Genomic DNA, 16866 nt, shown 5'->3' with positions numbered 1-16866 from the left:
TTCAACGGGCGGTAAAACCACCATCGGCACAAACGATCTGACCTGTGACAAACGAAGCCCTGCGTGACAACAGGAAACTCACCAGTTCAGCCACCTCGTGCGCTTGCCCCAACCGGCCCATGGGAATGCTCGCTTGCATGGCCGCCAAGGCTATGGGGTCGGCCATGGTGTTGGCCACCATGGGTGTTTCGATGGGGCCAGGACCCACTGCATTGATGCGCAAACCCATGCTCGCCCATTCCAGCGCCAACGATTTGACCATGCCATTGAGACCCGCTTTGGAGGCAGCATATGCCGCTCCCTTGGCATGCCCCACCAAACCGATCTGACTGCTGATGACGACCACGCTGGCGTCTGCGGACTGTTCTTGACGCATCACAGCCAAGGCAGAACGGGTCAATACGAATGTTGCCGTCAAGTTGAGATCCAAAGTTTGACGCCATTCATCCAAACGGGTGTCGTCAGATCCTTTTTTGAAAAAAATACCGGCACAGGCCACCAAGCCGTCAAGGCCACCCAAAGTCTGAGACACCTGGCCAGGTAAAGCAGCGGTGGACTCATCATCCAACAGGTCACGTATAAAAACGGCTTCGGCTGGCAGGTGTTCCAGCAAACCTTGGCGTTGCGCCTCGGTCTGCACCACGGCCGCCACTTTGGCGCCCTGCTGCTGCAGCACCTGCACAGTGGCCAACCCAATGCCAGACCCAGCACCAGTGATCAACACACGGCGACCCAGAAGCTCCCCAGACAAAGTAGCCTTCGACAAAGTCATGTGTTCAAAGTCCCAAGTAGTTTTTTCGCAAATCGGGGTCGCGAGCCAAATCGGCCGCTTTACCCTTCATGGCCACCGCGCCGTTTTCAATGATGTAGGCCCGGTGTGCAATGGCCAGTGTTTGCACGGCGTTTTGCTCCATCAACAAAATGGACTGGCCTTCTTGATTGATCTTCTGAATAAGAGCAAACATCTCTTCAACCAACAACGGTGACAAGCCCAAAGAGGGCTCATCCATGATCAACAGATCTGGTTCAGACATCAGCCCTCGACCAATGGCGAGCATTTGTTGCTCTCCACCGGACAAAGTGCCCGCCAGTTGGCTGAAACGCTCCTTCAGACGCGGAAAAATGGCAACCACTTTTTCAAGATTTTTTTGACGGTTGGCCTTGCCCCGGACAAGACTGCCCAGTTCAAGGTTTTCCAGCACATTCAGGTTGGGAAATATGCGACGCCCTTCAGGCACGTGGATCACGCCCAGTTTGACAATGTCAGACGAGCTTTTGCCCACCAATTCCTGACCTCTGAATCGGATAGAACCTGCAAACGGCGTGTAAAGCGCAGAGATGTTGTTGTTGAGCGTGGACTTGCCGACACCATTACTGCCAAGTACCGCCACGATCTCGCCTTGGCCCACATCCAGATCGATGCCGCGCAAAATTTCAACCTTGCCATAACCAGCATGCAGCGCACGAATCTCAAGCATGATTTGCCTCCTTCGCCATCTGCTCAGCGGCGCCACGTCCCAAATACGCCTCAATCACCGCAGGGTCATTGACCACTTCGTGGGGTGCACCGTTGGCGATGATCTTGCCGTACGACAACACATAGATGTGCTCGGACAAACTCATCACAGCCTGCATCACGTGCTCGATCAACAGCACCGTGACACCACTGGCGCGGATCTTCTGGATGATGTCGATGATGTCGATGATTTCCGATGGATTCAATCCCGCCATGACCTCGTCCAGCAACAACAGCTTGGGGCCTGTGGCCAAAGTCCGAGCCAACTCCAGTCGCTTGCGTCCAGCCACGGTCAAGTCTGCGGCGGGCTGATCCAGAATCTGCCCCATGCCCACCTGATCAGCAATACGCCGGGCGTGCTCCCAAGCCTCATCGCGGTCGATGTACTCTTGGTAGGCACCCACCGCGATGTTTTCATGCACCGTGAGTTTGGCAAAAGGCTGGGTAATTTGAAATGTGCGCACCATCCCCTGTCGTGCAATTTCGTGAACAGGCCGAGCTGTGATGTCATTCCCGGAAAACTCGACGCGACCTGCATTGATGGATTGGAAGCCCGCTATGCAAGCGAAAAGCGTCGTCTTTCCCGCTCCATTGGGGCCAATCAAGGCGACGATGCGCCCTTCAGCGACTTCCAATGAGGCGTCATCAACCGCTTTGAGGCCGCCAAAAATTTTGGTTAATCCGGTCACCTTGAGCATCACTGGCCCCTTTGTTTGATGCGCTGGCCAATGCGTTTGAACAAGTCAATCAAACCGTTTGGCAAAAAGGCAATGATGATGACCAGCAAGGAGCCATACAGCACCAAGGACAAGCCTTGAACGTTGGTCAGCACACGGGTGGCATCACTGACGCCAGCCAACAAAACCGCACCAATCAGTGGTCCGTAAACCGTGCCTGCACCACCGATCATGCTCACCAGCAACATCTCGACCGATTTGTCCACACCAAAAACGATGGTGGGATCGATGTAGAGAAAATATTGCGCAAAGAAACTGCCCCCAATGCCACACAGGGCACCAGACAGGACCATGACCTTGACCTTCTCGTTGAAGACATTGATGCCCAGGGCCATGGCCGCATCTTCGTTTTCACGAATCGCTGCCAACTGCGCGCCAAAACGGGAATGCTTGAGCCAGACTGCAATGGCCACCGACAACACAGTCAGGGAAAGAATGACGAAATAAAAACCAATGCGTTCTGAAAACTGGAAGTTATCTGCGCCGATCTTGGCAGGAATCAGCAAGCCCAAACCACCACCGGTGAACTCCACTGAATTGACCAAAATTCGCAACACCTCTGCAAATGCCAGAGTGATCAGAGCGAAGTAAGAGCCTTTGAGGCCGGCACGAAAAGAAAGGAACCCGATGATGCCGCCAACAATACCTCCGGCAATTGCGCTGGCGGGCAACCCGAGCCAAGGGTTCATGCCAAAGCGCAATTGCAATATTGTTGAGGCATATGCACCGGCACCAAAGAAGACAACGTGTCCGAAAGACAGTTGCCCAGCAAAGCCCCCGGCAATGTTCCAAGACTGTCCGATGAAGGCATAGAACAAAGCAAGTACGCCAAAATTCACCATGAAGGGTGTCGAAAAAACGAATGGGAAGACCACCGCCAGAGCCAACAGACTCAGATGCAAGGGCCATCCGATGGAACGCGAACTGTCAGTCATCGCTTGGCTCCAAAAAGTCCAGAAGGTCGGAAGAGCAAAATCAGGATGAAAATCAGCGAAATGCCGATTTGCCCAAGACTTTCTCCAAGGAACAAACCGCCAAAGGACTCCGTTAAGCCGACAATCAGACCGCCCACAATCGCTCCCAAGAAGCTACCCATCCCGCCCAAGACCACCACGGTAAAGGCCACCATGACAAAGATATGACCGGTGGTGGGTGACACATAGAAAATTGGCATCAACAGGCAGGCTGCAGCACCTAGGGTGGCCAGGCCGATACCATAAGAGATGGCAAAGACACGGTCCACGTTGATGCCCACCAGACGAGCGCCCACTCGCTCCTTGGCCACAGCCCGAATGGCTCTGCCGGTGTCCGTGCGCTGTATGAAAAGCCCCAGAAGTGCGCACAAGACCATGGCCGCGCCAAAGGAAATGATCTTGGGCAGCGAAACCAGTGTGGGTCCTAACTCGACCATCACGTCTGAGTAGGGCACGGAGATGGTTCGCGTGTCGCCCTTGAAAAACATCAAGGCCAAGTTCTCGATCAGGATGGACAAGCCCAAAGTGATCAAAAGAATGTTCTCGTCTTTGCCTTGAGCCAGTCTTCCGATCAATAATTTGTACAACCAAAAACCAAAAAGGTACATCACCGGAACCATGATCAAAAGCGAAACATAGGGATCGATGCCCAGCTTGATCAACAGGTAATAAACACCAAACATGGCCAACATCAACATGCTGCCATGCGCAAAATTGATGATGTGCAAGACACCGTAGATCAAGGTCAATCCTGAAGCCACCAGGGTGTAAATACCCCCAATGAGGAGGCCGTTGATTGCAGCCGCACCTAAAATTGTCAAGTCCAAATCAGTACCCCTAAGTTAGGTCGCAGTCATCCCGAGGCCCGCCTTGACAAGCGGGCCCCAATGAAAACTGCCAGTTAAAAATGGCTAAGGGTTTACCCCATTTTGGGGCGTGGGTAGACGGGTTTGACCGATGCAAACTGGTTGGGCCATACCACCTCAATGTCGGTGGCAGTGGCTTGCAGCAATGCGGCACGGCCACCGGTGTTTTGGCCGTTGACGAATTTGGTCTCGCCGTAGGGCATGAAGTGGTTTGACCAAGTGCTGCTCTCGAGTGCTGCAATCGCTTTTTCCTTGTCAGCAGACTTGGCTCGCTCCAAAGCGTCGGCATACAACATCACCGAATTCCAGCCGCAATACACCTCAAACGTGAAGAGGTTTCCGGTCGCTTCAACTTTTTTCTTCATCTCCATGGCCTGCGCACTGCGCGGATTGAACCAATGGTTGAAGTCCATCATGTGCTGAGCCACTTGTGGCTGCTCTTTGACAAGCCTGTAGTTGAAGCCGCCACCCAACACGCTGAACATCGCAGCAACCTCAACTTTTTGTTGGTGCATGGTACGGGCCAACAACACATATTCATTTTGGTAGTTGCTCATGATCACCAAATCGGGCTTGAGACCCTTGATGCGCAGTGCCACGTTGGAGAAATCACGGGTTGGGTTGGCATGCTTGATGACTTCCGCGACCTGAATGTTGATGGATGGCAGCTTTCCTGCCAACAACTTGGCAGTGCCGGTGCCGAATTCAGACTCCTCATGAACCAGGACCGCAGTCTTGGCAACACCACCAGCCGCTTTGTTGACTTCACCCAGCGCCAAGACGGCATCGTCGGCGCATTTGCCAAAGCCAGGGGCCAAGCGAAACACGTTTTTCAATCCACGATTGACGATCAAGTCGGACACGCCAACGTCAATCAGGAAAGGTGTGTTGTATTTGGCTGCAGCCTGCGTTGCAGGTAAGGCAATGGCGCTGGAGAAGCAGCCAATGTAAGCAGAAACACCTTCTTGGTGCAGGCGCTCCACTTCGGCAACACCAACTTCAGGGCGCGACTGCGAGTCACCCAGCGCTGCCTCCAACTTGGCGCCGCCCATGGACTTGATACCGCCGGCTGCGTTGATGGCGTCAATGGCCATGACGCAACCCAAGCGTCCTTGACCACCACTGTAAGCCAAGCCTCCGCTAACAGGGTGAACCAAACCAATTTTGATGGGTTTGGGTTGCGCAAGCAGCAGGGCTGGAGCGCCCAGAACAGAAGTGGCTGCACCAGCTTGCAGCACCAGTCGACGGGAAATGCGGTTTTCGGAAGTCATGAGGTGTCCTCGAAAAATAGAATGGAGTTTAATTGTTCTTAAAATAGAACAATTGGGCTAGACTATGTATTGACTCAGTTGGGCTGTCAAGCCCCTTTGCACAAATGGACCACTCTCACTACGGCTATTCGGCTTTGCCCAAGCGCCCTCAAGAGCCAACAGGCACATCGGCCCGACTTCAAGCTTTTGTGGTGTTGTGCCTGGAGCACTGGGTAGCACTTCCCCCCGTGGACAGCCTTCGCGACCCCCGCTTCGTCGGCGAATTCGGAAGTTTTACCCCGGATTACAGGAGCTGGACACAACGCGAATACGGTTTGCGCATCGGAATTTTCAGAGTGCTGGACGCCTTGAAAGCAAGGGGCATACGTCCTGCCATCGCAGCCAATTCAGTGGCCGTTCAGAGACTCCCGCAACTGGTCGAAACCCTCAACGAATGGGGCTGCGAGTGGATCGGTCACGCTGAATCGGCCTCCGTCCTGATGCATTCGGGATTCCGACTCGAGCAACAAGCCGAAATCATCGAGCATTCGTTGAACACCATCGTGTCGTGCACGGGACACAAACCTCTGGGTTGGCTGAGTCAGGATTGGGGGACCACCGTGGAAACCTACAAGTTACTGGCGCAAGCTGGCATTCGTTACACCCTCGATTGGACCAATGACGATCAACCTTACATGCTCAACACACAACCGGGCATCACCGCCATACCGCTTGGCGCCGAATGGGATGACGTCCAGAGCCAATGGTTAAGGAACCTCGATCCTCGCAGCCACGCCCGGCTTGCTTTGAGTGCCTTTGACAGGCTTCGCTTGGAGGCCATTGAACAGCAACGCCAACTTGTATTTGGCCTCACGCTGCATCCTTGGGTCTGTGGCATGTCCAGCCGCATAGGCTCACTTCGTCAGTTGCTTGCTGACATGCACACACGGCCGGATGTGAACTGGACCCAGCCAGCCGACATCTTTCACAACTTCCAACAGAATGCCTGACATGAAAACCGAAGAACTTGACCAACTCAGTCATTTCGCCTCAAACCTGAACTACGCAGATTTACCCCTTGAAGTTCAAGCCCACACGGGCTGGGTGCTTGCCGATACTCTGGCATCCATCGTGGCAGGCTCCGCAGAACCAGAGATGCAACGGCTCAATGCAGCCATGGGCTTTGGCAGTGGTGCAACACTCATTGGAACAGGTCGGCAAGTTCATGCCGAAGCAGCCGCCCTGCTCAACGGCACAGCAGGCACATTTTTGGAAATGGACGAGGGAAACCGGTTCTCCAGAGGTCACCCGGCCATTCACGTGCTGCCCGCTGCGCTGTCTTTGAGCGAGATGCAGGGGGTGGATGCGGAGCGCTTTCTGTCGGCCCTGGTGGTGGGTTACGAAGTGGGCTCTCGCATTGGTGCAGCCTCCCAATTGCGTGGCGCCATGCATCCCCACGGCACTTGGGGCACCATTGGGGCGGCAGCCGCTTGCGCACGCGTGCTGGGTTCAGATCCCTCCAGCATGAAGGAAACCATCAACGTCAGCTCCTCCCTGACCACCGCCACCTCCAAGCGCACCATGCTCGAAGGGGGTCTGGTACGCAACGTTTACGCGGGCCTGAGCAACCGAAATGGTGTTTTGGCTTCTCAACTGGTCGCCTGCGGTTTCACTGGAGAGCGAGATGGCTTGAGCTCGTTGTTTGGTGAAATCGTCTCCGAAAAATTTGACGTGAATATCTTGCTGCGCGACTTGGGCAGCGACTGGCATTTGATGCACAACTACTTCAAATTGCATTCTTGCTGCCGTTACAACCACGGCACACTGGATGCGCTGGACGCGATGGCAGCACAAATCCCTTTGCCCGAGGCCGATCGCATCGCACGCATTCAAGTGACCACCTACCACCTGGCCGCCGAACTCAACGATCCTGCGCCACGCAATACTTTGGCTGCCAAATTTTCTGTCCCCTTTGCTGTGGCCACGCGCATTGTTCACCAAAGCAGTGCACTTTCGAGCTTTACCTGGGAAGCCGTGCGAGACCCTCGGGTCTTGGCCCTGGCCCAAAAGGTTGAAATCTCGGAAGACCCTGACATGTCACGCCGATTGCCCAACGAACGCCCCGCTCGTGTGGTGATCACCGACATCGATGGCCGTCAATGGACCGGGGAAGCTGGCGTCAACCGGGGCGATGATGCATCGCCTTACAGCGAAGAGGAGTTGACGCATAAATTCCTCGATTTGACGGGTCGCGTATGGTCCGAAGACCACGCCCAACAGGTTTTGCAGGCCTCCCACCAGCTTTGCACCGGCAAGCTCAAATTGGCGCACTGGTTAGACCTTGTCAAAGCGCCACCAAAGCATTGAACCAGCGCTTCACTGTCAAATGTTCTATTGACAGGACAAATCGATGCATGCACCATTTGTCAGAGGTCGATCCTGCATGCTTGCCGCACCTGATCACGACCGATCATCACCGACCACACACTGAAAGTTTTTTTAAAATGCAAACTTCCGACAAGACAGCTCGACAGCTTTTCGCCGACATCAAGGCCGCTCCGACCCGCAAACGTTTTGGTTTCGGTCGCATGCCCGCCTTGATCAACATCGATTTGCAAAAAGCCTACACATGCGTTGGCGAATTTGCCACCGCCTATGAAACCGATCCTCACCAACTGGACCATGTCAATGAGTTGGCTGCCGAATTCAGGTCCAAAGGGTTTCCTGTGGTATGGACTTATGTGGCCTACATGCCTTCCGGCGAAGATTGCGGCGTCTGGGGGACCCGCTCCAACACTCCGGATTCCCTGCAAAACATCAAGGTTGGCAGTCGCCGTGCAGAGTTTGACGACCGCCTGAAGATTGATCGCGAACGCGACATCATCATCAACAAACGAATGGCGTCGGTTTTTTTCGAAACCAACCTGGGCTCGATCTTCACCTTCCATGGTGTGGACACGGTTGTCGTCACAGGAGGTTCGACCTCTGGTTGTGTTCGGGCCACTGTGGTGGACAGCCTGCAACGCAGTTTTCGCACCATCGTGCCGGAAGAGTGTGTTGCCGACAAACATGAATCCCCTCACTTTTCCAACTTGTACGACATGGCCTTGAAATACGCGGACGTCATTTCGGTCAAGGAAACCCTGGAAGGCTTGCGTCAATTGGCCCCAGCTGCGGGAGCACGGGCGTGAAAAGAGATCCAGGTTTTTATGACTACTTGCCCTACGACCAGCGGCCCAAAATAAGCTGGCCCGGTGGTGCCCGAGTGGCATTTTGGGTCGCCCCCAACATCGAATACTACGAGCTCGATCCACCACGCAATCCTGCTCGTGCGCCATGGGCTCGCCCCTCACCCGACGTTCAAAATTTCTCGTACCGCGACTACGGCAATCGCGTGGGATTTTGGCGCATGCTCGACGCCATGAAACGCTGCAACATGCGTGGCAGTGTGTCGCTCAACGTGGCCGTGTGTGAACACCACCCCGAGGTGATTGCTGCTTGTGCTGAAAATGGTTGGGAGTTTTATTCTCACGGCACATACAACACCCGCTATCTCATGGGAATGACCGAAGCGCAAGAGCGCGCCGTCATCCAAGATTCCATCGACACGATCAAAAAACACACGGACCAAAAACTCGACGGTTGGCTGGCCCCCGCTCTGACCTATACCGACAGAACCATGGACTTGGTGGCTGAAATGGGTCTGACCTATGTTTGCGACCTGTTTCACGATGACCAACCCGGCCCCGTGAAAGTCAAGCAGGGGCGATTGACCAGCATCCCCTATTCGCTGGAAATGAACGACACCATCGTCTACAACGTCAATCTGGTTTCACCGCGTCGCTACGCAGACATCCTCAAACGCCAGTTTGACCGGCTCTATGCTGAGGGCGAAAAATCGGGAACGGTGATGTGCATACCACTTCACCCCTATTTGATTGGTCAACCCTATCGGATGGCGGCCTTTGAAGAGGCCCTGTCTTACATCACGGGCCATGACAAGGTTTGGCTGGCCACTGGCAGGGAAATCGCGTGCCACTTCAACACGCATTACCACGCCGAATTCACGGCGGCGGCACAGACCGTGGGAGAAGCCGCATGAGTTTGCCCGACGATTACCTCGATTACCCTTTGCGTCGTTATGGCATGGACCATGACCGGTACGCTTGGTCCATGTTGCCGCAACGCCCCCCAGTGCGTTGGCCCCAGGGTGCTCGTTTGGCACTTTGGGTGATACCGGCTCTCGAGTGGTTTCCCCTCAACATGAAAGGATTGCCCTTCAAGCCCCCAGGGGCGATGCAAACGGCCTATCCTGATTTTCGCCATTACACCTTGCGAGATTACGGCAATCGGGTTGGCATCTTTCGCATCATGCAAGCTTTGGAAAAACATGCCATACCCGCTTCGGTTGCCATCAATGCCGCCGTGGCCCAACGCTACCCGTCGCTGATCCAGTCTTGTTTACAACGCGGCTGGGAAATCATCGCCAATGGCATGGACATGGACCACATCCACCATGGTGGACTCGCCGAAGCCGATGAGCGGCAGTGGATCACCCACTCCCTGGATGTGCTCCAGCGCATCAGCGGTCAACGCATCCGTGGCTGGCTTTCCCCTGCCAAATCAGAATCACACCACACGCTTGACTTGTTAAAGGAAGCCGGTCTCGACTACGTTTGCGACTGGGTCAATGACGACATGCCCTATGCCATGCACACACGTGCAGGTGAGCTGATGGCCATGCCGCACCCGATTGACATGGACGACCACACCATTCTGGTTCAAAACCACCATACCGAAGACGACTTCAGGGACCAGTTGATCGATCAATTCGACGGGCTTTACCGTGAATCGAGCAGCGATAACGGTCGCGTCATGGCCATTTCCCTGCACCCTTGGGTGATTGGTCAACCTTACCGAATCAGGGCGCTGGAAGAGGCACTGACCCACATCATGAGTCACCCTGGGGTTTGGGCGGCCACCGGCAACGACATCCTGGATGCATGGAAGACCAGCGCAGCCCAAGCTTCGTCTGCGACCTGAACCCTCTGGCCATTGGAGCGCACCCATGCCCGTCATCTCCATCACCTTACTGCCGGGCTACAGCCCGGAAACCGAGCAGCGCCTGGTCAATCGCGTAGCGCAGGCAGCCCGATCTGTGATCGCGGCCTCTTCTGCGGGCACGACTGTTTTTGTTCACCAAGCCAGCACCTACCAACGCGATGGTCGTGTGTTCAGTGGCGGCGGCGCTGCACGTGTCGATGCTTGTGCGCTGGTGCGGGATTTTCTACAGCGCATGCAAAACCGACAGCTTGCGGATGCGGCGCTGCTGCTGACACCTGATTTCAGCATGCGATTTCCTGCAAGTCCTGTCATGCACAAACTCGAAGAGTTGGTGTCATGGGCCCACGGCAGGTACCAACAGGTCGGCAAAAACTATGAGAAATTTGACGAATCCTGGGGCGATGAATCCTGTGTGGTCTATTGCTTTGGCACTTTGCACGGCATCTGGCTGGACGGCACGCCTTTTGAGGGCATCCGTTTCGTTGACCGTTTTGAAATTGTGGACGGCTTGATCCAGCGCCAAGACGTCTGGAATGATTTGGCTGAAACCCAGGCCCAACGTCGCTGAGAATGCGCAAATGACGGGGCACCTCCCAATGCTGGACTCTGGCGAATTGGCTGCACACGCCATGGAGGTGGCCATGCAGGATCGGATTGCCTATTCAGCCATCCCCACTCGTCCAGCCCTTCAATGGCCTGAAGGCGCTCGCCTGGCCCTTTGGGTTGCGCCCAACATTGAGCACTACGAATACTTGCCGGAACAGGTGCGTGTTCGAAACCCATGGCCAAGGGTTCCACACCCCGATATTCTTGGATACGGTCTGCGCGACTATGGCAACCGGGTTGGCGTTTGGCGATTGATGGAGGTGTTCGACCGGTTCAATTTGCCCTGCACCGTGTCTCTGTCCATGGCGGTTTTGGACATGTACCCCGACATTGCCGAGGCCATGCTCAAGCGCCATTGGGAATTCATGTCGCATGGCATGTTCAACACCCGCTACCACTGGGGCATGAGCGAGCAAGAAGAACGGGACGCCATTGAAGCGTGTCAGATCATTCACCGCCGAATCACCGGAAAAAGTCTGCGTGGCTGGTTTTCTCCTGCGGCATCGAACACGCTCCTGACCCCCGACTTGGTGGCCGAGTCGGGCATGGACTACCTGTGCGACCTCTACCATGACGATCAGCCCACCCCCATCAGGGTCCGCCGTGGTTCATTGCTGTCCTTGCCTTACAGCATGGAAATCAACGACAGCATCGCTTGGCGTAGGGGCATGGAAGCCGAGGCTTTTGCACAAAAAATCTGCGATGAATTTGACACCCTGTATGCCGAGGGCGGACGTGTGATGAACATCGCCGTCCACCCGTTCATCATGGGCCAACCCCATCGCATTGAACACCTCGCCCGTGCACTGACCTACATCCTGGGACACAGCGGGGTGTGGTGCGCCACTGGCAGCCAAATCGTGGACAGTTACCGCGAACAATCCGTCCTGCTTGCAGAACCTCCACGAACGCCATTGACCGAAAGAATCAAGCCATGAACCCGTCCACCGACTACATCCGCGCCTACATGCCCGATCGCCCGATCAAGCCGGGCTCGGCGGCCTTGGTCATGATTGACTTGCAATACGCCACGGGATCACGCCATGGCGCTTTGGGGCGAAAACTTCAAGCCGAAGGCTCAACGATTGGCAACTACCGTTTTGACCGCATTGAATCCCTCGTCGTTCCCAATTCATTGCGCTTGAGAGACCATTTTCGCGCCCTGGGTCGACCCATCTTGCATGTCACCATTGGCGCAGCCCATCCCGATGCCTTGGATGCGCCACCGCACATGCGCAAATTGTTTGTCGAGTTTCGCAACTTCGTCGGCAGCCGCGAGCACGAGATCTTGGATGAATTGAAACCCTTGTCAGGTGAACATGTCCTGAGAAAAACCACCATTGGCGCTTTCGCATCGACCAACATCGACAGCTTGCTGCGCGCACTTCAGTGCGAGCAAATTTACCTCACCGGCGTCTCGACCAACATGTGTGTCGAAACGACGGCTCGGGAAGCTGCCGACCGAGGTTACCTGGTGACCCTGGTTGAAGATGCTTGCGGCACCACGCACGAAGATTTGCACCTGGTCACTTTGCGCAATTTTCAACGCCTCTTTGGTCGTGTCAGCAGCACCCAACATGTTTTGAATGAATTGGAGAACCCCCATGGTCAATGAGACTGCAGCACCCGAGCCTACGTGGCGGGTTCTGGTGATTGTTCCGTTCGCCATGTCAGCAGAGAACCTGTTGTTGCGACAGGCGCAATTGGCCAGCTTGTCCTTGGGGCCCCACATCCACTTTGAATACCGACCCGTCAAAGCCGGTCCCGTCAATTACGCCAGCCATCACGATTTTGTTTTGGCGGATGTGGCCAACTTCGAAGCCGGTTGCCGCGCACAGGCAGAAGGTTTTGACGCCGTCTGCATCGACACCATGAGCGACTCAGGGGTGGCTGCTTTGCGCTCGGTGCTGGACATCCCGGTGTTTGGCCCCGGCAAGGTATCGGTGCTGACAGCGCTCATGCTGGGTGACCGGTTTTCGTTTTTGACCATGGCCAGTCGATGGAAACCGCTCTACAAGAAAGCCCTCGACGAGCTCGGTCTCCACCACAAATGTGCCTCTGTTCGGGCCATCGAAGTATCCCCTGATAACCAAAATCTGTTGTCCGGTAAAGAGGAAGACGTTTTTCCTTTGCTGGAAGCTGCCGCGCTCAAGGCCATTGAGCATGATGGTGCCGAGGTGATCATTTTGGGCTCGACCACCATGCACCAATCGCATGCGTATCTGCAGTCCCGATTGCCTGTCCCCATCATCAACCCTGGACCACTCAGCTACAAAATGGCCGAAGCAGCCCTGGGGCTAAGGTTGACGCACAGCCGTGTGGGCTTTCCCAAGCCCATGCACGACCGCCTGAACATGCTCGGCTGCATGTTGGATGCGGCCCAAACCCATGTCAAAGGATCCACATGACACGCTTACTCAATTCCGAACAAGTCCAGCGCTACGAGCAGGATGGTTTTTTGTTTCCGATCGATGTGCTCACACCAGCCGAAGTGACCCGCTACCGTTCAGAGCTCCAAGCATGGGAGCAGGCTCGGGGTGGACCGATCGATTTTCCAGAAAAATCGAAGTCTTACCTTCTGTTTGATTGGGCCGATCAGTTGGTCCACCACCCTCGCATACTGGATGCTGTCGAAGACGTGATTGGCCCTGACATTTTGGTTTACCACTCGACCCTTTTTTTGAAAGAGGCCCACACGCCGGCTTACGTACGATGGCACCAAGACAGCACCTACTTTTATCTTGACCCTCATCTGCACATCACTGCCTGGGTGGCATTGTCAGACGCCACCGAACAAGCCGGTTGCATGAGGGCGCTGCCAGGCAGTCACCAATGGGGCTCCTTTGAACACGACGACAAACCTGAGCCCATGAACATGATTCGGCGCGGGCAGGGGATCAGTGATCGGTTCGACCATGAAACTGGGGTCCCCATGCCCGTGATGGCGGGTCAAATGTCCTTGCATCACACAGACCTTGTGCATGCTTCTGGCGCCAATGGCAGCGATGACCGCCGATTGGGATTTGCCATCAGTTATATCCCGGCTCACCTCAAACCCACCGGTCCGGTTCGACCGTCCGCCTTGTGTGTCCGAGGCCAAGACCATGGCCATTTTCTGGCTGAGCAGCGATTGAAACAGGCGCTTTCTTCGCAAGCCCTTGAAGAGCACAAACAAGCGCTGGCTCTTTTCAGATCCTTGCAAGACGCCGGATTTTCTTCCCCCTCCAAACAGGTAGCCGTATGAGTACATCACTGGATTCAGCTCAACTGGTGGCTCTGGTCGAGCATTATTTTGCATCGGTTGACCGAATGGACCTCGATGGGACGCTGGCCTGTTTCGAGCCAGATGCCACCTTCACCATCGCCACCTTCAATACGATTTATCAAGGACGAGACACTGGCATTCGAAGCATGTTCGAGCGTCTCAACAGTCGCTACAGCCGTGTCTGGCACGGGAATTTTGACCACGTCATTCAAGCCCCCGCGCGCGTCGCCAGCCAGTTCCGGGTTGAGAACACACTGCTGGATGGCAGCTTGCGTGTCAAAAACAACTGCAATTTTTTCAGCGTCAGTGGCACCCGGTTTGATGCCGTGCAGGTCTACATGAGTGGCGACAACTCATTGGCCTGATCAGGCCAAGTGCATGTGCTTTGAACCACCTCAGGCGTAGCGCACCCGCAAATCCCGCTTGAGCAGTTTGCCGCTCGGGTTCTTGGGCAGTGTGTCGGTGAAGACCACGCGCTTAGGCGCCTTGAAACCGGCCATGTGCTGGGCGCAGTGCGCGATCACGGTGGCCTCGTCCAGCGTCTGCCCGGCCTTGACCACCACCACCGCCGTCACGGCCTCCACCCACTTGGGGTCAGGCAAACCGATCACCGCCACCTCGCTGACTTGCGGCAAGCGGTAAATCATTTCTTCCACTTCTCGGCTGGCCACGTTTTCGCCACCGGACTTGATCATGTCCTTCTTGCGGTCCACCACAGAGATGTAGCCCTCCTCGTCGATGGTGCCCAAGTCACCGCTGTGGAACCAATCGCCCTCGAACGCTGATTTGGTGCGCTCATCGTCGTGAAAATAGCCCAGCATCAAATGCGGCGAGCGGTGGACGATTTCGCCCACTTCGCCCACGGCCACGTCCTGCATGTCGTCGTTCACCACACGGGTTTCGACGTTGCGCACCGCCTTGCCGCATGAACCCAGTTTGCGCAGTTGGTCGTCTGGGCCGAGCAGCGTGGCCAAGGGCGCGATTTCGGTTTGGCCGTACAAGTTCCACAAGCGCACCTTGGGCAGGCGCGAGGCCAACTCTTTGAGCACCTCGACCGGCATGATGGACGCCCCGTAGTAGCCCTTGGCCAGCTTGGACAGTTTGTCCGCGTCCATGAGGGGTGAGCGCAGCAGCGCAATCCACACCGTGGGCGGCGCAAAGAAGCTGGTGATGCCGAATTTTTCGATCATCGGCAGCAGGTTGTCGGGCGTGGGCTTGGACGTGATGACGTTGGAGCTGCCCATGTAAATGGCTGGGCCAAAAAACACATCGAGCTGGGCGCAGTGGTACAGCGGCAACGCGTGCAGGGCCACATCAGCCTCGGCGATTTCGGCGTCGATCACGCAGCTGACGTATTGCCACATCACAGCGTCGTGCGTGAGCTGCGCGCCTTTGGGCGAGGACTCGGTGCCGCTGGTGTAGACGATCTGCGCCACGTCGTAGCTGCCCAAACGCACATCGGGCAACGCATCGGGGCAGGCGGCCAATGTGTCAAAGCTGTGCATGCCCGCCACAGGCTGGCTCGGGTCTTCGGAAGGCAGCCAGATGAATTGCTGTACCTGCGTGTCCAGTTTGCTGGCCGCCTGCGCCAGCTCGGCCAAGCCACTGTCGGTGGCCAAGGTTTTGGCGACTGCATGCCGCAAGATGTAAGCGACTTCTTCGGCCTTGAGCATGAAGTTGATCGGCACCATGACCGCACCGCGGCGGGCCAGCGCAAAGCGCAGCGCCGCAAAACCGTGCGAGTTGCGCGCCAGCACGGCCACCTTGTCGCCCTCGGCCACGCCGATACTGGCCAGGCCTGCGGCCAGGCGCGAGACCAGCGCATCGAACTGGGCATAGGTCCAGGTGGTGGCACCGCACACAATGCCGGTTTTGTCGGGCAAGCGGATCGCGGTGCGGCGCAGGGCATCGGCAATGGTCTGGCGGCGAACGACAGGGTGAATAGCGGTGATGACAGCGTGCGACATGTTCAAGGCTCCTGCATCGATATGATCGGAGCATTGAACACCAGACCCGCGAGAATTCCATTGGCACTTCCACCCCCCTCCCCCCGAAAACTGTCACATACGCGAACCGTGGTGTACCAAGGCTATGACCGCGAAGACGGTCTGTGGGACATCGAAGCCGAGCTGACCGACGTCAAGACCTTCAGCTTTCAGGTGCCCAACGAACGGCTTTTCCCAGGCGATGAGCCGATCCACGGCCTGAAAATTCGCGTGACGCTCAACGACCAGATGGTCATCCAGGACATTGCCACCTCGATGGACAACATCCCGCACACCGAATGCACCGGCGCGCCACACAACATGCACAAGCTCATCGGCTGCACCATGGGCCCGGGCTGGCGCAAGGTCATCAACCAACATGTGGGCGGCACCGACGGCTGCACCCACCTGCGCGAAATGCTGTTCAACATGGCCACGGCCGCTTACCAAACCCTGCCTTCAGGCCAATGGCAGCGCCGCGAACTGACGGGCCAGCCTCACCCCGAAATGACCCAGGCGCCCTATTTTCTGGGCCAATGCCACAGCTGGGCCCATGACAGCCCGACGGTGCAAAGGGCTTATCCGATGTTTTTCAAGCCGAAG

General features: G+C 56.1%; 19 protein-coding genes. 12 read left to right on the top strand and 7 right to left on the bottom strand.

From position 1 onward, the window contains the following. Position 1: 1 nt before the first annotated feature. The 6 genes from ACIQ47_RS01230 to ACIQ47_RS01205 all read right to left on the bottom strand — a co-directional run bounded on the left by ACIQ47_RS01230 (position 2) and on the right by ACIQ47_RS01205 (position 5364). Positions 2-772, bottom strand: a complete 771-nt coding sequence (locus ACIQ47_RS01230; protein ID WP_396436449.1) for an SDR family NAD(P)-dependent oxidoreductase — start codon at positions 770-772, stop codon at positions 2-4. 4 nt (positions 773-776) lie between these two features. Further along, positions 777-1478, bottom strand: coding sequence for an ABC transporter ATP-binding protein (locus tag ACIQ47_RS01225; RefSeq protein ID WP_396436448.1), 702 nt, complete (start codon positions 1476-1478; stop codon positions 777-779). After that, positions 1471-2214, bottom strand: a complete 744-nt coding sequence (locus tag ACIQ47_RS01220; protein WP_396436447.1) for an ABC transporter ATP-binding protein — start codon at positions 2212-2214, stop codon at positions 1471-1473. Before ACIQ47_RS01220 ends, ACIQ47_RS01225 begins: the two co-directional genes overlap by 8 nt. Beyond that, positions 2214-3188, bottom strand: a complete 975-nt coding sequence (locus ACIQ47_RS01215) for a branched-chain amino acid ABC transporter permease (protein ID WP_396436446.1) — start codon at positions 3186-3188, stop codon at positions 2214-2216. Before ACIQ47_RS01215 ends, ACIQ47_RS01220 begins: the two co-directional genes overlap by 1 nt. Then, positions 3185-4054 (bottom strand): branched-chain amino acid ABC transporter permease, encoded by an 870-nt coding sequence (locus ACIQ47_RS01210; protein WP_396436445.1) that lies wholly within the window; start codon positions 4052-4054, stop codon positions 3185-3187. Before ACIQ47_RS01210 ends, ACIQ47_RS01215 begins: the two co-directional genes overlap by 4 nt. Positions 4055-4146: 92 nt before the next feature. Next, entirely contained in the window at positions 4147-5364 is a 1218-nt protein-coding gene (locus tag ACIQ47_RS01205; protein WP_396436444.1) for an ABC transporter substrate-binding protein, read from the bottom strand. A gap of 104 nt (positions 5365-5468) precedes the next feature. Here ACIQ47_RS01205 and ACIQ47_RS01200 point away from each other — a divergent pair, with 104 nt between their 5' ends. The 11 genes from ACIQ47_RS01200 to ACIQ47_RS01150 all read left to right on the top strand — a co-directional run bounded on the left by ACIQ47_RS01200 (position 5469) and on the right by ACIQ47_RS01150 (position 14643). Beyond that, the gene (locus tag ACIQ47_RS01200) at positions 5469-6353 is read left to right on the top strand and encodes a hypothetical protein (RefSeq protein WP_396436443.1); all 885 of its coding nucleotides are present in this window, start codon (positions 5469-5471) and stop codon (positions 6351-6353) included. A gap of 1 nt (position 6354) precedes the next feature. After that, the gene (locus tag ACIQ47_RS01195; RefSeq protein ID WP_396436442.1) at positions 6355-7710 is read left to right on the top strand and encodes an MmgE/PrpD family protein; all 1356 of its coding nucleotides are present in this window, start codon (positions 6355-6357) and stop codon (positions 7708-7710) included. 80 nt (positions 7711-7790) lie between these two features. Next, positions 7791-8534, top strand: coding sequence for an isochorismatase family protein (locus ACIQ47_RS01190; RefSeq protein ID WP_396436441.1), 744 nt, complete (start codon positions 7791-7793; stop codon positions 8532-8534). Further along, a complete protein-coding gene (locus tag ACIQ47_RS01185; RefSeq protein ID WP_396436440.1) occupies positions 8531-9445 on the top strand; it encodes a polysaccharide deacetylase family protein in 915 nt (304 codons plus the stop codon). The genes ACIQ47_RS01190 and ACIQ47_RS01185 overlap by 4 nt, the downstream gene beginning before the upstream one ends. Beyond that, positions 9442-10386, top strand: coding sequence for a polysaccharide deacetylase family protein (locus tag ACIQ47_RS01180; protein ID WP_396436439.1), 945 nt, complete (start codon positions 9442-9444; stop codon positions 10384-10386). The genes ACIQ47_RS01185 and ACIQ47_RS01180 overlap by 4 nt, the downstream gene beginning before the upstream one ends. A 25-nt stretch (positions 10387-10411) precedes the next feature. Beyond that, a complete protein-coding gene (locus ACIQ47_RS01175; RefSeq protein WP_396436438.1) occupies positions 10412-10975 on the top strand; it encodes a hypothetical protein in 564 nt (187 codons plus the stop codon). 10 nt (positions 10976-10985) lie between these two features. Continuing rightward, positions 10986-11951: a polysaccharide deacetylase family protein gene (locus ACIQ47_RS01170; protein ID WP_396436437.1), complete on the top strand. Its 966-nt coding sequence runs from the start codon at positions 10986-10988 to the stop codon at positions 11949-11951. Then, the gene (locus tag ACIQ47_RS01165) at positions 11948-12628 is read left to right on the top strand and encodes a cysteine hydrolase family protein (protein ID WP_396436436.1); all 681 of its coding nucleotides are present in this window, start codon (positions 11948-11950) and stop codon (positions 12626-12628) included. Before ACIQ47_RS01170 ends, ACIQ47_RS01165 begins: the two co-directional genes overlap by 4 nt. After that, positions 12618-13421 carry an aspartate/glutamate racemase family protein gene (locus ACIQ47_RS01160; protein WP_396436435.1) on the top strand — a complete coding sequence of 268 codons (804 nt, stop codon included), beginning with the start codon at positions 12618-12620 and terminating at the stop codon, positions 13419-13421. Before ACIQ47_RS01165 ends, ACIQ47_RS01160 begins: the two co-directional genes overlap by 11 nt. Continuing rightward, positions 13418-14257, top strand: coding sequence for a phytanoyl-CoA dioxygenase family protein (locus tag ACIQ47_RS01155; RefSeq protein ID WP_396436434.1), 840 nt, complete (start codon positions 13418-13420; stop codon positions 14255-14257). The genes ACIQ47_RS01160 and ACIQ47_RS01155 overlap by 4 nt, the downstream gene beginning before the upstream one ends. After that, complete coding sequence (locus tag ACIQ47_RS01150; RefSeq protein ID WP_396436433.1) at positions 14254-14643, top strand: nuclear transport factor 2 family protein; 390 nt, start codon at positions 14254-14256, stop codon at positions 14641-14643. Before ACIQ47_RS01155 ends, ACIQ47_RS01150 begins: the two co-directional genes overlap by 4 nt. Positions 14644-14673: 30 nt before the next feature. On the opposite strand, the gene ACIQ47_RS01145 is transcribed toward ACIQ47_RS01150, so the two are convergent. Further along, complete coding sequence (locus ACIQ47_RS01145) at positions 14674-16245, bottom strand: acyl-CoA synthetase (protein WP_396436432.1); 1572 nt, start codon at positions 16243-16245, stop codon at positions 14674-14676. Between the two features lie 21 nt (positions 16246-16266). On the opposite strand from ACIQ47_RS01145, the gene ACIQ47_RS01140 reads away from it, so the two are divergent. Next, a partial coding sequence (locus ACIQ47_RS01140; protein WP_396436431.1) for a DUF2889 domain-containing protein occupies positions 16267-16866 on the top strand: 600 nt, incomplete at its 3' end.

It is taken from the genome of Limnohabitans sp. (assembly GCF_044373035.1).
Lineage (GTDB): Bacteria > Pseudomonadota > Gammaproteobacteria > Burkholderiales > Burkholderiaceae_C > Limnohabitans_A.
Note: the sequence above shows the minus strand (reverse complement) of the source record. Positions and strands in the feature narration are given on the sequence as shown.

Coding starts and splice junctions, on each gene's coding strand:
- ACIQ47_RS01165 (WP_396436436.1), top strand. CDS start 11,948: ATGAACCCGTCCACCGACTACATCCGCGCCTACATGCCCGATCGCCCG.
- ACIQ47_RS01175 (WP_396436438.1), top strand. CDS start 10,412: ATGCCCGTCATCTCCATCACCTTACTGCCGGGCTACAGCCCGGAAACC.
- ACIQ47_RS01230 (WP_396436449.1), bottom strand. CDS start 772: ATGACTTTGTCGAAGGCTACTTTGTCTGGGGAGCTTCTGGGTCGCCGT.
- ACIQ47_RS01200 (WP_396436443.1), top strand. CDS start 5,469: ATGGACCACTCTCACTACGGCTATTCGGCTTTGCCCAAGCGCCCTCAA.
- ACIQ47_RS01160 (WP_396436435.1), top strand. CDS start 12,618: ATGGTCAATGAGACTGCAGCACCCGAGCCTACGTGGCGGGTTCTGGTG.
- ACIQ47_RS01145 (WP_396436432.1), bottom strand. CDS start 16,245: ATGTCGCACGCTGTCATCACCGCTATTCACCCTGTCGTTCGCCGCCAG.
- ACIQ47_RS01205 (WP_396436444.1), bottom strand. CDS start 5,364: ATGACTTCCGAAAACCGCATTTCCCGTCGACTGGTGCTGCAAGCTGGT.
- ACIQ47_RS01225 (WP_396436448.1), bottom strand. CDS start 1,478: ATGCTTGAGATTCGTGCGCTGCATGCTGGTTATGGCAAGGTTGAAATT.
- ACIQ47_RS01180 (WP_396436439.1), top strand. CDS start 9,442: ATGAGTTTGCCCGACGATTACCTCGATTACCCTTTGCGTCGTTATGGC.
- ACIQ47_RS01150 (WP_396436433.1), top strand. CDS start 14,254: ATGAGTACATCACTGGATTCAGCTCAACTGGTGGCTCTGGTCGAGCAT.
- ACIQ47_RS01155 (WP_396436434.1), top strand. CDS start 13,418: ATGACACGCTTACTCAATTCCGAACAAGTCCAGCGCTACGAGCAGGAT.
- ACIQ47_RS01215 (WP_396436446.1), bottom strand. CDS start 3,188: ATGACTGACAGTTCGCGTTCCATCGGATGGCCCTTGCATCTGAGTCTG.
- ACIQ47_RS01220 (WP_396436447.1), bottom strand. CDS start 2,214: ATGCTCAAGGTGACCGGATTAACCAAAATTTTTGGCGGCCTCAAAGCG.
- ACIQ47_RS01170 (WP_396436437.1), top strand. CDS start 10,986: ATGACGGGGCACCTCCCAATGCTGGACTCTGGCGAATTGGCTGCACAC.
- ACIQ47_RS01195 (WP_396436442.1), top strand. CDS start 6,355: ATGAAAACCGAAGAACTTGACCAACTCAGTCATTTCGCCTCAAACCTG.